We start from the raw sequence: 14,244 nt of genomic DNA, 5'->3' as shown, positions 1-14,244 counted from the left end.
ACAGCTCTCGATCAGTAACAATGACTGCAATGGACCGCAAAACGCTTGTCGGGTTTAACGCAGCCGGTTTCAACGGGCTCTGGGCGGTACCGAACGAGTACGGCCGCTGCCATCGATGGCGACAAACACAAACACCGCTTCAGTCACTTTGCGCCATTCGCTGGAGAGTGGGTCGTCACTCCAGACCTCGACCATCATCTGGATCGAGCTGCGACCGATCTCCAGGGCCTGGGTATAAAAGGAGAGCTGAGCGCCCACTGCGACCGGAACCAGGAAGGCCATGCGGTCGATCGCGACAGTGGCCACGCGACCGCCAGCCACTTTGCTGGCCATCGCAGTACCGGCCAAATCCATCTGCGCCACCAGCCAGCCGCCGAAAATATCGCCAAAGCCGTTGGTTTCACGAGGAAGCGCGGTGATTTGCAGGGCCAGGTCGCCTTGCGGGATCGGATCTTCTTGTTCGAGCTCTATCATGCCGGGGGTGCCTCTGACCCGTGACTCTTCGTAGGTATTGCGGGTGAATAGCCGTCTTCAGGAAAAACGATTCAGCCCCGAACATACTACGTTCGTCACGTTTTCCATAAGGCGCCTAAAGGGAAACTCTGCGAAATCGCCTATGAACCTGAGGCGTTTTCGCACAGCAACCCTTGTTAGCTATCGCACAGTTGCGAGTATATCGGTCGGTAGACTCCGATACGACCGTCGGGTTCTCATTTTGACCATCTAAAACGCGCCTCTATGTGCTTTTTCGAACAATTTGCTATCGTGCCGGTCCTGCCCGAGCCCTTGCCAGCGTTGTTGGGGCGGCAGACCTGACTATAAGAGAAGCCCTTGCCATGACCACAGCGCCCTCGAGTATCGCGCAGCCTTCCCAATCCGCACGTCCGCTGACCCGCAACGATTACAAGACGCTATCGCTGTCGGCCCTGGGCGGCGCGCTGGAATTCTACGATTTCATCATCTTCGTGTTCTTCGCCACGGTGGTGGGCAAGCTGTTCTTCCCGGCGGACATGCCCGAGTGGCTGCGCCTGATGCAGACCTTCGGTATCTTCGCCGCCGGTTACCTGGCGCGGCCACTGGGCGGCATCGTCATGGCGCACTTCGGCGACCTGCTGGGGCGCAAGAAGATGTTCACCCTGAGCATTTTCATGATGGCGGTGCCGACCCTGATCATGGGCCTGCTGCCGACCTATGCGCAGATCGGCATGTGGGCGCCGATCCTGTTGCTGCTGATGCGGGTGATCCAGGGCGCGGCGATTGGCGGCGAGGTGCCGGGTGCCTGGGTCTTCGTTTCTGAACACGTACCCCAGCGGCATGTCGGCTATGCCTGCGGCACACTGACCAGTGGCCTGACAGCGGGCATTCTCCTGGGTTCTCTGGTCGCCACGGCGATCAACAGCCTCTACACGCCGGTTGAAGTGGCGGATTACGCCTGGCGGATCCCGTTCCTGTTGGGCGGCGTGTTTGGCCTGTTCTCGGTGTACCTGCGCCGCTGGCTGCACGAAACCCCGGTGTTCGCCGAACTGCAACAGCGCAAGGCGCTGGCCGAAGAAGTGCCCTTGCGTGCGGTGCTGCGAGACCATCGCGGTGCGATTGCCATTTCGATGCTGCTGACCTGGCTGTTGTCCGCCGCCATCGTGGTGTTGATCCTGATGACCCCGACCGTGCTGCAGACGGTTTACCATTTCTCGCCAACCACCTCACTACAGTCAAATAGTCTGGCAATCGTGTTCCTGAGCATTGGCTGCATCATTGCCGGTGCCCTGGCGGATCGCTTTGGTGCGGGACGCGTGTTCGTTATTGGTTGCACGGCTTTGCTGGCCAGTTCCTGGACCTTTTATCACAGCCTGGCCGACCATCCCGACTGGTTGTTCCCGCTGTACGCCCTGACGGGTCTGCTGGTGGGCACCATTGGTGCGGTACCGTACGTGATGGTCAAGGCGTTCCCGCCAGTGGTGCGTTTCAGCGGCCTGTCGTTCTCCTATAACGTGGCCTATGCGATTTTCGGTGGTCTGACGCCGATGATCGTCAGCCTGTTGCTCAAGGAAAGCCCGATGGGGCCGGCGTATTACGTGGCGGTGCTGTGCGGGGTCGGGATATTGGTGGGGGCGTATCTCTGGAAGAAGGGTCGTTAATCCACCGCCGATCGTTCCCACGCCCTGGCGGTGGGAACGATCTGTCGTTAGATGCTGGCCTTTCATCCAATTGTCATATTTCAGCCATAGAGTGTTCACACGGCCTGCTGATACTTGGCCCCGAATAACACACCCTATCTGCTAGGAGTAAGGCATGAAACTGAAGCGTTTGATGGCGGCAATGACTTTTGTCGCTGCTGGCGTTGCGACTGCCAACGCGGTTGCCGCTGTTGACCCTGCTATCCCGAGCTACACCAAGACCACTGGTGTGTCGGGCAACCTGTCCAGCGTCGGTTCCGATACCCTGGCCAACCTCATGACCCTCTGGGCTGAGAACTACAAAAAAGAATACCCGAACGTAAACATCCAGATTCAGGCCGCCGGTTCGTCTACCGCGCCACCTGCGCTGACCGAAGGCACCGCTAACCTGGGCCCGATGAGCCGCAAGATGAAGGATAACGAGCTGCAAGCCTTCGAAACCAAGTATGGCTACAAGCCAACCGCTATCCCGGTTGCCGTGGACGCCTTGGCTGTATTCGTACACAAGGACAACCCGATCAAGGGCCTGACCATGGCTCAAGTCGACGCGATTTTCTCCTCGACTCGCCTGTGCGGCGCCAAGACCGACGTCAAAACCTGGGGTGATCTGGGCGTGACCGGTGACCTGGCCAACAAGCCGCTTCAACTGTTTGGTCGTAACTCGGTATCCGGCACTTACGGCTACTTCAAGGAAGAAGCCCTGTGCAAAGGCGACTTCAAGCCAAACGTCAACGAACAGCCAGGTTCGGCTTCGGTCGTGCAGTCGATCAGCTCCTCGCTGAACGGTATCGGTTACTCGGGTATCGGCTACAAGACTGCCAGCGTGAAAACCGTTGCCCTGTCCAAGAAAGAAGGCGGCGAGTTCATCGAAGACACCGAAGAAAACGCCCTGAACGGCAAGTACCCGCTGTCGCGCTTCCTGTACGTATACGTCAACAAGGCCCCGAACAAGCCTCTGGCCCCGCTGGAAGCCGAGTTCGTGAAGCTGGTTCTGTCCAAGCAGGGCCAGGAAGTCGTGGTGAAAGACGGCTACATCCCGCTGCCAGCCAAGGTTGCAGCAAAAGCACTGGCTGACCTGGGTCTGCAGGAAGGCGGTACCGAAGTCGCAAAAAAGTAAAACCCTAGGTCCGGGGCACGCCCCGGACCTGTGCAGGAACGAGCAAGCTCGCTCCTGCACAAACCCCAAATTCTCGCTCCGCTGCCGGTTTCACCGGGTGGCGGATTTGTTGCGTCACTGCACTGTCATCTTTCTGTCATACAGGATCGCTAGGGTGTGCGAATGAATGATCTGGCCAATTCCACAATGACTACAAATCCCCCCAAGCGAATTGATTTCAATACGCCTGAGCTGCAACGCAAGCGCCGCATCCGCGCGCTCAAGGATCGCCTGACCCGCTGGTACGTCCTGGTGGGCGGCCTTGCCGTTCTCGGTGCGATCACCCTGATCTTTTTCTTCCTCGCCTACGTCGTTGCGCCCCTGTTCCAGGGTGCCAGCCTGACGTCCACGGACGCCATCACGCCGGCGTGGATGCAAGACGCCGGCAAGCCGCTGATGATTTCCCTGGAAGAGCAGAACCAGGTCGCCATGCGGGTTTCCGACAAGGGCCAGGCACTGTTCTTCGATATCGACAGTGGCGCTGAACTCAAGCGCGTCGATCTGCCGGTCCCGGCGGGTGCCACTGTGACGTCGATTGGTGACGACCAGCCAGGTCAACCGCTGGTGGCGGTGGGTTTCTCCAACGGCCAGGCACTGGTATTCCGTCACACCTATAAAGTCAGCTACCCGGACGGCAAGAAAACCATTACGCCGGCCATCGAGTACCCGTACGGCGAAACGCCAATCGCGTTGAATGAAGCCGGTGGTGCCCTGGAGCACGTCAGCCTCAACGCCAACGATTCGACCCTGATGCTGGTCGGTGCCACCGGTTCGCAACTCAATGTTTTGTCGCTGACCAGCGAAGAAAACATGATGACCGGTGAAATCACCAACGAGCAGATGCGCATCGAGCTGCCGCAGATGACCGAGCCGGTGAAGAACATCTTCGTCGACCCGCGTCAGCAATGGCTGTACGTGATCAACGGTCGTGCCCAGGCCGACGTATTCAGCTTGCGCGACAAGAGTCTCAATGGTCGCTACAAACTGCTGGAAGATGGCGAAGCGCAAATCACCGCCAGTACGCAACTGGTGGGTGGCATCTCGCTGATTCTCGGCGACTCCAAAGGTGGCCTGGCCCAGTGGTTCATGGCCCGCGACCCGGATGGCGAGCAACGCCTGAAGCAGATCCGTACCTTCCAGATGGGCACCACGCCTATCGTTGAAATCACTGCTGAAGAGCGCCGCAAGGGCTTCCTTGCTCTCGACGCCTCCGGCAAGCTTGGCGTGTTTCACAGCACCGCGCACCGTACCTTGCTGGTCGACCAGGTGGTCGAAGGCCAAGGGCTTTTCGGTCTGTCGCCACGGGCTAACCGCGTGATCGTCGAAGCCGGCGGCAAGCTGCAACCGTTGCTGCTGGACAACCCGCACCCGGAAGTGTCGTGGAGCGCGCTGTGGAGCAAGGTCTGGTACGAAAACTACGACGAGCCTAAATACGTCTGGCAATCGACCGCCGCCAACACCGATTTCGAACCGAAGCTGAGCCTGTCGCCGCTGACCTTCGGTACCTTGAAAGCCGCGTTCTACGCCATGCTGCTGGCCGCTCCACTGGCCGTCGCGGCGGCGATCTACACCGCGTACTTCATGGCCCCGGGCATGCGCCGCAAGGTCAAGCCGGTGATCGAACTGATGGAAGCGATGCCGACGGTAATTCTCGGTTTCTTCGCCGGTCTGTTCCTCGCGCCGTATGTGGAAGGGCACTTGCCGGGGATTTTCAGCCTGTTGATGTTGCTGCCGATCGGCATCCTGGTCGCCGGTTTCACCTTCAGCCGCCTGCCTGAGTCGATCCGCCTGAGAGTCCCGGACGGCTGGGAAAGTGCGCTGCTGATCCCGGTGATCCTGTTTGTGGGCTGGCTGTCGCTGTACATGAGCCCGTTCATGGAGAACTGGTTCTTCGGCGGCGACATGCGCATGTGGATCTCCCACGACCTGGGCATCACCTACGACCAGCGCAACGCACTGGTGGTCGGCCTGGCCATGGGCTTCGCGGTGATTCCGAACATTTACTCCATCGCCGAAGATGCCGTTTTCAGCGTGCCTCGCGGCCTGACTCTGGGCTCCCTGGCCCTCGGTGCCACGCCGTGGCAGACCATGACTCGCGTGGTCATCCTCACCGCCAGCCCGGGCATCTTCTCGGCGCTGATGATCGGTATGGGCCGTGCGGTCGGTGAAACCATGATCGTGTTGATGGCCACCGGCAACACCCCGGTCATGGAAATGAACCTGTTCGAAGGCCTGCGTACCCTGGCCGCCAACGTCGCGGTGGAAATGCCGGAGTCGGAAGTCGGCGGCAGCCACTACCGCGTGCTGTTCCTCTCGGCGCTGGTGCTGTTGCTGTTCACCTTCGTCATGAACACCCTCGCAGAACTGATTCGTCAGCGTCTGCGCAAGAAATACTCGTCGCTTTAAGAAAGGTAGAAGTCTGTGAAACAGAACTCCCTGAAAGGATGGTTCAAGAGCGGCGCCCCGGGCGTCTGGATCAGCGGTGGCGCGGTGTCCATCGCGGTCATCATGACCATTGGCCTGCTGGCAGTGATTGCCGTGCGCGGCCTGGGTCACTTCTGGCCGGCGGACCTGATCCACGCCAGTTACGACGTGCCGGGCCAGGCCAATCACCTGGTCATCGGCGAAGTGGTTCAGAAGGAAGAAGTGCCGCGTGCGCGTCTGAAGAGTGCCGGCCTGCCGGTGCCTGACGAAGGCCCGGAATTCATGACTCGCGAGCTGATCAAGGTCGGCAACCGTGACCTGAACGGCAACGATTTCACCTGGATCGTCGGCGAGTGGCTGACTAACCAGAAGACGCCGCCAGAGCTGATGGCGATCGAGCGTCGCGAGTGGGGCAATTTCTATGGCTATCTGGTCAACGTCAAACAGGACGGCAAGGTCATCGCCGAAGGCGAGGCTGCATGGCCGGAGCTGCAGGCACGAATCGACCGCGTGAATCAGCTGGCTGCTCAGCTCAAGACCCTGGAGAAGGTCGACATCGGCGCGATCAACGCCGGTCTCGAACGCATTCGCCTGCACGGTCGCAAACTGGAACTGGACGGCAAGCTCGACGCGGCCGCGCAAGCGGACATGGAATCCGAGCGCGCCGAGCTCAACGCCCGTTACCAGGACGTTGAAGCGCGCCTGGGCGATCTGCACGCGCAGTTCAACCGCGACAGCCTCACTGCCCGCGATGCCAACGGCAAGGAAATCGAAATTGGCCTGGGTAAAGTGGTTCACGCCTACCAGCCGAACGCCATGGGTACCTTCACCAAGATCGGTTTCTACTTCAGCAAGGTCTGGGAATTCCTGAGCGACGACCCACGTGAAGCGAACACCGAAGGCGGGATTTTCCCGGCGATCTTCGGCACCGTGATGATGACCCTGATCATGGCGATGATCGTGACCCCGTTCGGCGTGCTGGCGGCGGTGTACCTGCGTGAATACGCCAAGCAGAACACCCTGACCCGGGTGATCCGCATCGCGGTGAACAACCTGGCGGGCGTTCCGGCCATCGTCTATGGCGTGTTCGGCCTGGGCTTCTTCGTCTATGTGCTGGGTGGCTCGCTCGACCGCCTGTTCTTCCCGGAAGCCTTGCCGGCACCGACCTTCGGTACCCCTGGCCTGCTCTGGGCTTCGCTGACCCTGGCACTGTTGGCTGTGCCGGTGGTGATCGTGGCTACCGAAGAAGGCCTGGCGCGGATTCCTCGCACGGTGCGTGAAGGCTCGTTGGCCCTCGGCGCAACCAAGGCGGAAACCTTGTGGAAGATCGTACTGCCAATGGCCAGCCCGGCCATGATGACCGGCATGATCCTCGCCGTGGCCCGTGCCGCCGGTGAAGTGGCGCCGCTGATGCTGGTGGGTGTGGTGAAGCTGGCGCCATCGCTGCCGGTGGATGGTAACTATCCGTACCTGCACCTGGACCAGAAGATCATGCACCTGGGCTTCCACATCTATGACGTCGGCTTCCAGAGCCCGAACGTCGAAGCTGCGCGGCCGCTGGTATACGCCACGGCGCTGCTGCTGGTGCTGGTGATCGCCACGTTGAACCTGTCGGCGGTGTACATCCGTAACCACCTGCGCGAGAAGTACAAGGCGCTGGATAGCTAATCACCGCAGACCCTGTAGGAGCTGGCTTGCCAGCGATGCTTTTGGCGTCAGTGAGTACGCCTTCGCTGGCAAGCCAGCTCCTACAGAGGATCAGCATCAGACACAGAATTTGAGTAACCCGCAGGCCCGGCCAGCGGCAACCGAACCGAATTTGTTAGCACAGGGAGCCTCCCATGCAGCACGAAGCACATACCCACGGCATCAACATGTCGGCCCTGGGTCGCGACAAACAGAGTCTGAGCCTCGAACAGGAAACCGTGGCCATCGAAGTGCCGGGCTTGAGCCTGTTCTACGGCGACAAACAAGCGCTGTACGACGTCAGCATGAACATTCCGAAACAACGCGTGACCGCCTTCATCGGCCCGTCCGGTTGCGGCAAGTCCACGCTGCTACGTACTTTCAACCGCATGAACGACCTGGTCGACGGTTGCCGTGTAGAAGGCGCGATCAACCTCTACGGCAACAACATCTACCGCAAGGGTGAAGACGTGGCCGAATTGCGTCGTCGCGTCGGCATGGTGTTCCAGAAGCCGAACCCGTTCCCGAAAACCATCTACGAAAACGTGGTCTACGGCCTGCGCATCCAGGGCATCAACAAGAAGCGCGTATTGGACGAAGCCGTTGAGTGGGCATTGAAAGGCGCGGCACTGTGGGATGAGGTCAAGGACCGTCTGCACGAGTCGGCACTGGGCCTGTCCGGTGGTCAGCAACAACGTCTGGTGATCGCCCGCACCATCGCCGTGGAACCGGAAGTGCTGCTGCTCGACGAACCCTGCTCGGCACTCGATCCGATCTCGACGCTGAAAGTCGAAGAGCTGATCTACGAACTGAAATCGAAGTTCACCATTGTCATCGTGACCCACAACATGCAACAGGCCGCTCGGGTTTCCGACTACACGGCGTTCATGTACATGGGCAAACTGGTGGAATTCGGCGACACCGATACCCTGTTCACCAATCCGGCGAAGAAGCAGACCGAAGACTACATCACTGGTCGCTACGGCTAGGACGCGGTTGTTGCTCACTGAACTGACGCTGCGGTCCACCGCACCTTACCGGACGCTCCAAGGACGCCAACATGATTAGTAAAGAAGGCCTTACCCATCACATCTCCGCGCAGTTCAACGCTGAGCTGGAGGAAGTTCGCAGCCACCTCCTGGCTATGGGCGGGCTGGTCGAAAAACAGGTCAACGACGCGGTCACCGCGCTGATCGAAGCCGACTCCGGCTTGGCCCAGCAGGTGCGCGAGATCGACGACCAGATCAACCAGATGGAACGCAACATCGACGAAGAATGCCTGCGCATCCTGGCCCGTCGGCAGCCGGCGGCGTCCGACTTGCGTTTGATCATCAGTATTTCCAAGTCGGTGATCGACCTGGAGCGCATCGGTGACGAAGCGACCAAGATCGCCCGTCGCGCCATCCAGCTGTGCGAAGAAGGCGAAGCGCCGCGCGGTTATGTCGAAGTGCGCCACATCGGCGACCAGGTGCGCAACATGGTCCGTGATGCGCTGGATGCCTTTGCCCGTTTCGACGCCGACCTGGCGTTGTCGGTGGCGCAGTACGACAAGATCATCGACCGCGAGTACAAGACCGCCCTGCGTGAGCTGGCGACCTACATGATGGAAGACCCGCGCTCTATCTCGCGGGTCTTGAGCATCATCTGGGTCCTGCGTTCGCTGGAGCGTATTGGCGACCACGCGCGCAATATCTCGGAGCTGGTGATCTACCTGGTGCGCGGCACTGACGTCCGTCACCTGGGCCTCAAGCGCATGAAGGAAGAAGTTGAAGGGACCAGCGGCGAAACCGCTAATGTTCCGGGCAAATCTGACGATAAGTAAGATTGCCCAACTAAAGCGCCCGGCCTATTGGCCGGGCGTTTTCGTTTGGGGGTCACCGGGATTTTTTAAAGGGGTTGTGGATGAGTAAGGTCAGTGTGTTGGTCGTGGACGATGCTGCGTTCATTCGTGACCTGGTGAAGAAATGCCTGCGCAACTATTTTCCGGGCATGCGCATCGAAGACGCGGTCAACGGCCGTAAGGCTCAGTCGCTGCTGGCCAGGGAGGCATTCGACCTGGTGCTGTGCGATTGGGAAATGCCGGAGATGTCGGGCCTGGAACTGCTGACCTGGTGCCGCGAGCAAGACAACCTCAAGGGCATGCCATTCGTGATGGTGACCAGTCGCGGCGACAAGGAAAACGTCGTCCAGGCGATCCAGGCCGGCGTTTCCGGCTACGTCAGCAAACCCTTCACCAACGAGCAACTGATCACCAAGGTCAAGCAGGCGCTGCACAAGGTCGGCAAGCTCGACAGCTTGACCAGCGTGGCGGCGACCAAGACGGTCTCGGCGTTCGGTAACGACACCCTGAACGCATTGACCGGCGGCAAGCCTGCCGTGAGTGCTCCGGCGCCTGCGGCGGCGTCCCCAGGCTTGCTCAACAGCCCCCCGGTCAAGGCTCCAGTGGTTGCTGCTGGCGGCGGCGGGCGTGGCCAGGGTCAGCTGCGGCTGCCCAATGGCATCCAGCCGTGCGTGATCAAGGCGCTGAGCCTCAAGGAAGCGCTGCTGGTGGTCAAGCGCACCGACAGCCTGCCGCAGATCCTCGACAGCGCCGTACTGGACCTGGAGCAGGGCGACAGTGCCGAAGTGGCCCGTCTGAACGGTTACCTGCACGCCGTGGTGGCCCACGAGCCCAAGCCTGACAGCGACTGGCTGCAGCTGACCTTCCGCTTCGTCGATCAGGATGCGCAGAAGCTCGACTACATCTCGCGATTGATTGCCCGTGGTACCGCGCAGAAGCACTTTATTCCAGGCGCTTAAGACCGCCTTCGCGAGCAAGCTCGCTCCTACAGGATTAACGCCGACCTGTGGGAGCGAGCCTGCTCGCGAAGAGCCCGAAATCACCGTACATCCATCTGAACATCTGCCGACTTCACAGGTCCATTGCGCCTGCTAGGCTCAAACCCAAACCTGACTCGACAGAATCCCGCCCATGATCGCGCGCCTGCTGTTTTTCTGTGGTCTGTTCATCGCCTCGACGTCGGCCATGGCCGTGACCATCTACAAGTCCACCGACGCCAATGGTGTGGTCTCCTACAGCGACCGCCCCACCAAAGGCGCCAGCGTGTTCACGTTCCGCGACCGCATGGTCGAGAACCTCGAGCGCCAGGTGTACCTCGTGATCATGAAAAAGGACGGCGTGGACAGCGTCTATGTGCGCAATGATTTGTATGCACCAGTGGAAATCGAACTGAGTTTTACCGGGTTGAAGAACGTCAGCGGTGCGCCGAGTCGACCCATTCGTCGGGTGATGCCGTTACGCAGCAGCATTCGCCTGGCGCAGCTCACGGCGATCAGGGCCGGACAACCGCTCGCGTATCTTCCCAAGTTCGAATATTCCCTGGGCGACCCCGCAGGCGCTGCCGTGGCCTACCGATACCCATACCCCTGGCGTGGCGGGCCGTTTCGCGTGAGCCAGGGCGCCGAAGGCCAATACAGCCACTTCGGCCCGAGGAATCGCTACGCCATCGACATCGCCATGCCGGAAGGCACGCCGATCGTTGCCGCGCGGGGCGGGATGGTGGTGAAGACCGAAAACGGGCAGACCGGTCGCGGTACCGATCCGTCGGGCAATTTCGTCCGGGTGCTGCACGATGACGGGACGATGGGCGTTTACCTGCACCTGCAAAAAGGTTCGGTCAGCGTTCGAGAAGGGCAGCGGGTGACAGTGGGCAGCCCACTGGCGCTGTCGGGCAATACCGGCAACAGCAGTGGGCCACACCTGCACTTCGTGGTGCAGCGCAATACCGGGATGGGGCTGGTGTCGATCCCGTACCAGTTCAAGCAGCCGATGGGGGCGCTGCCCAACTTTGCGTTGGGCAAGCAATAATGCGTTGACTGACCTGACGTCTTCGCGAGCAAGCCCGCTCCCACAGTTGAAATGCATTCCAATGTGGGAGCGAGCCTGCTCGCGAAGGGATCGACTCGGCTCTGGATCAGCCCATCAATCGAGCATCAACACCTTGGCCAGCACAATTTTCGGCCCTTTCATCTTCTTGATGATGATGCGCAGGCCTTCGACTTCCAGCACTTCTTCCTCTTCAGGTACACGCTTGAGGCTTTCGTAGACCAACCCTGCGAGGGTTTCCGCTTCTACGTGATCGAGGTCGATGCCCAGCAGCCGCTCGACCTTGAACAGCGGCGTATCGCCCCGTACCAGCAGTTTGCCTGGCTGATAGGCAAGGATGCCGCGTTCGGCCTTGCGGTGTTCATCCTGGATGTCGCCGACCAACACTTCCAGCACGTCTTCCATGGTCAGGTAACCGATGATGTTGCCATCGGCTTCCTCGACCACGGCGAAGTGCGAGCCGCCCTTGCGGAACTGCTCCAGCAACTGCGACAACGGCATGTGCCGTGACACGCGCTCCAGTGGGCGGGTCAGTTCGGCCAGGTTGAACGACTCGGGAATATGGTCCAGGGCCGCCAATTCAAGCAGCAGGTCCTTGATGTGCAGCAGGCCGACGAACTCCTGGCGCTCGCTGTCATACACCGGGTATCGGCTGAACTTGTGGCGACGGAACATCGCCAGGATTTCCTTGAGCGGCGCATTGAATTCCAGGGTCACCAGGTCTTCACGGGAATTGGCCCAGTCGACCACTTCCAGTTCGCCCATCTCCACGGCCGAGGCCAGCACGCGCATGCCTTGGTCGCTCGGGTCCTGGCCACGGCTGGAGTGCAGGATCAGTTTCAGTTCTTCGCGGCTGTAATGGTGCTCGTGATGCGGGCCGGGTTCGCCTTGCCCTGCGATGCGCAGGATCTGGTTGGCGCTGGCGTTGAGCAGGTAAATGGCCGGGTACATGGCCCAGTAGAACAGGTAAAGCGGCACGGCGGTCCACAGCGACAGCAATTCGGGTTTGCGGATGGCCCAGGATTTCGGGGCAAGCTCGCCGACCACGATGTGCAGGTACGAAATGATGAAGAACGCGGTGAAGAACGACACGGCCTTGACCACTTCCGCCGACTGTACGCCGACCGTCTCGAGCACCGGTTCGAGAATATGCGCGAACGCCGGCTCACCGACCCAGCCCAAGCCGAGGGAGGCGAGGGTGATACCCAATTGGCACGCCGACAGGTAAGCATCGAGCTGACTGTGCACGGTGCGCAGGATGTGCCCGCGCCAGCCATGTTGTTCAGCGATGGCTTCGACCCGGGTCGAGCGTAACTTGACCATGGCGAACTCCGCCGCAACGAAAAAGCCGTTGAGCAACACCAGGATCAGAGCAAAAAGAATCATGCCGAAGTCGGCGAATATTGTTGCGAGGGTCAAGCCAGGGGAAGGGTCCATGATGGAGTTTTGCGGGTTCCGTGTAATCGAAAGGAAAGAAAAAAGTGCGCCTGAAGTGCAGGCGCAAGTCAGCCAATGTAGCGGCTGACTGTTCGATTGCCTAGTGGCGCGTGCTGGCCGGTATCAATCGGCGGTGCTGATTACTCTCGATTTGCTGACCTGGGCAGGGGCGAAATGGCAGGTAAAGGTGCTGCCGTGACCGGGCACGCTGCTGATTTCCATCCGCGCGCGGTGGCGCAACAGCACGTGTTTGACGATCGCCAGGCCCAGCCCGGTGCCGCCAGTGTTGGAATTGCGGCTGGAGTCGACGCGGTAGAAACGTTCGGTCAGGCGCGGCAGGTGTTTGCTGTCGATGCCGATCCCGGAATCCTGCACGCTCAGGTGCGCGCCTTGCTCATCGCCCCACCAGCGAATGCGGATGTTGCCTTCGGCCTGGGTGTATTTCACCGCGTTGAACACCAGGTTGGAAAACGCGCTGCGCAGCTCCGCTTCGCTGCCCTTGAGCAGAATCGTCGGGTCGGCCTCCAGAGTGATTTTCTGGTTTTTCTGGCCGGATAGCTGCTGAGCATCTCCCTTGATCGATTGCAGCAAGCCGTCGATGGCCACCGGTTGGTTGTCCGACGGGTAATCGGTGGCTTCCAGTTTGGCCAGCAACAGCAGGTCGTTGAGCAAGGTCTGCATGCGCCCGCCTTGCTGCTGCATTTGCTGCAGGGCACGGGTCCATCGCGGGTTCACTTCCTCGACGTTATCGAGCAGGGTTTCCAGATAGCCACAGATCACCGTCAGCGGCGTACGCAGCTCGTGGGAGACGTTGGCGATGAAGTCTTTGCGCATCTGCTCCAACTGATGGATGCGCGTCACGTCACGCACCAGCATCAGGTGCTCATTGTTGCCGTAGCGGGTGATGTACAGCTGGATCCGCATCCGGTCGTTGGTCGGCGAAGGGATTTCCAGCGGCTCGGCGTAGCTGTCCTGCTCGAAGTATTCCTTGAAACGCGGATGGCGCACCAGGTTCGTCACCGGCTGGCCGCTGTCCTGCGGGGTCTTGAGGCCCAGCAGGGTCTCGGCGGCGCGGTTCCACCATTCCAGGTTGCCGTCGCTGTCGAGCATGACCACCGCGTCCTTCAAGGCGGCGGTGGACTCCTGGACCCGGTCGATGACCGCTTGCAGGCGTCCACGAACGCGCTGGTCGCGACGTTGCAGGTGATAGATGCTGTCGAACACCTCGCCCCACAGGCCGTAGCCATCGGGTGGCGCTTCATCGGGTTTGTGCAGGCGCAGCCATTCGTGCAGGCGCAGCAGTTGCCTGAGGGTCCAGGCCAGGTAAACGCCAAGTCCCGCGGCGAGGCTCCAGCCGTAGTAGCCGGTGATCAGGCCGATCACCAGGCAGGCGGTGACCAGCAGCAGCATGTGGCGAATCAGGGTGCCATGCCAGTTTTGGTTCACGTTAAAGCGCGTCCTTGTCAGCTTGTCGGGCGGTG

General features: G+C 60.4%; 11 protein-coding genes. 8 read left to right on the top strand and 3 right to left on the bottom strand.

Annotation, left to right across the window (positions count from 1 at the left end; all coding sequences use genetic code 11):
• Window positions 1-69: 69 nt before the first annotated feature.
• On the bottom strand, window positions 70-474 hold the full coding sequence (locus NQL71_RS02390) for an acyl-CoA thioesterase (protein WP_007896491.1): 405 nt from the start codon (window positions 472-474) through the stop codon (window positions 70-72).
• A gap of 362 nt (window positions 475-836) precedes the next feature.
• On the opposite strand from NQL71_RS02390, the gene NQL71_RS02385 reads away from it, so the two are divergent.
• From NQL71_RS02385 to NQL71_RS02350, 8 genes are all read left to right on the top strand, one after another.
• Complete coding sequence (locus NQL71_RS02385) at window positions 837-2,135, top strand: MFS transporter (protein WP_046818574.1); 1,299 nt, start codon at window positions 837-839, stop codon at window positions 2,133-2,135.
• Window positions 2,136-2,289: 154 nt separating this feature from the next.
• Window positions 2,290-3,291: a phosphate ABC transporter substrate-binding protein PstS gene (locus NQL71_RS02380; RefSeq protein WP_046818573.1), complete on the top strand. Its 1,002-nt coding sequence runs from the start codon at window positions 2,290-2,292 to the stop codon at window positions 3,289-3,291.
• Window positions 3,292-3,702: 411 nt separating this feature from the next.
• Window positions 3,703-5,736 (top strand): ABC transporter permease subunit, encoded by a 2,034-nt coding sequence (locus NQL71_RS02375; RefSeq protein WP_178134194.1) that lies wholly within the window; start codon window positions 3,703-3,705, stop codon window positions 5,734-5,736.
• Window positions 5,737-5,751: 15 nt separating this feature from the next.
• Window positions 5,752-7,422, top strand: a complete 1,671-nt coding sequence (pstA, locus tag NQL71_RS02370) for a phosphate ABC transporter permease PstA (RefSeq protein WP_046818571.1) — start codon at window positions 5,752-5,754, stop codon at window positions 7,420-7,422.
• A 173-nt stretch (window positions 7,423-7,595) separates the two neighbouring features.
• Window positions 7,596-8,429: a phosphate ABC transporter ATP-binding protein PstB gene (pstB, locus tag NQL71_RS02365; RefSeq protein WP_008064516.1), complete on the top strand. Its 834-nt coding sequence runs from the start codon at window positions 7,596-7,598 to the stop codon at window positions 8,427-8,429.
• Window positions 8,430-8,500: 71 nt separating this feature from the next.
• Complete coding sequence (gene phoU / locus NQL71_RS02360; protein ID WP_008064514.1) at window positions 8,501-9,262, top strand: phosphate signaling complex protein PhoU; 762 nt, start codon at window positions 8,501-8,503, stop codon at window positions 9,260-9,262.
• Between the two features lie 80 nt (window positions 9,263-9,342).
• Window positions 9,343-10,239, top strand: a complete 897-nt coding sequence (locus tag NQL71_RS02355; protein WP_274642210.1) for a response regulator — start codon at window positions 9,343-9,345, stop codon at window positions 10,237-10,239.
• 172 nt (window positions 10,240-10,411) lie between these two features.
• Entirely contained in the window at window positions 10,412-11,308 is an 897-nt protein-coding gene (locus NQL71_RS02350) for a peptidoglycan DD-metalloendopeptidase family protein (protein ID WP_046818569.1), read from the top strand.
• 114 nt (window positions 11,309-11,422) lie between these two features.
• Here NQL71_RS02350 and NQL71_RS02345 read toward each other — a convergent pair whose 3' ends face one another.
• On the bottom strand, window positions 11,423-12,763 hold the full coding sequence (locus NQL71_RS02345) for a hemolysin family protein (RefSeq protein ID WP_274642209.1): 1,341 nt from the start codon (window positions 12,761-12,763) through the stop codon (window positions 11,423-11,425).
• Window positions 12,764-12,886: 123 nt separating this feature from the next.
• Window positions 12,887-14,173 carry a phosphate regulon sensor histidine kinase PhoR gene (gene phoR, locus NQL71_RS02340; RefSeq protein ID WP_178134196.1) on the bottom strand — a complete coding sequence of 429 codons (1,287 nt, stop codon included), beginning with the start codon at window positions 14,171-14,173 and terminating at the stop codon, window positions 12,887-12,889.
• Window positions 14,174-14,244: the final 71 nt, after the last annotated feature.

The organism is Pseudomonas serbica, from assembly GCF_028823535.1.
Classification (GTDB): domain Bacteria; phylum Pseudomonadota; class Gammaproteobacteria; order Pseudomonadales; family Pseudomonadaceae; genus Aquipseudomonas; species Aquipseudomonas serbica.
The sequence above is the reverse complement of the archived record's forward strand: the minus strand, read 5'-3'. Positions and strand labels throughout refer to the sequence as shown.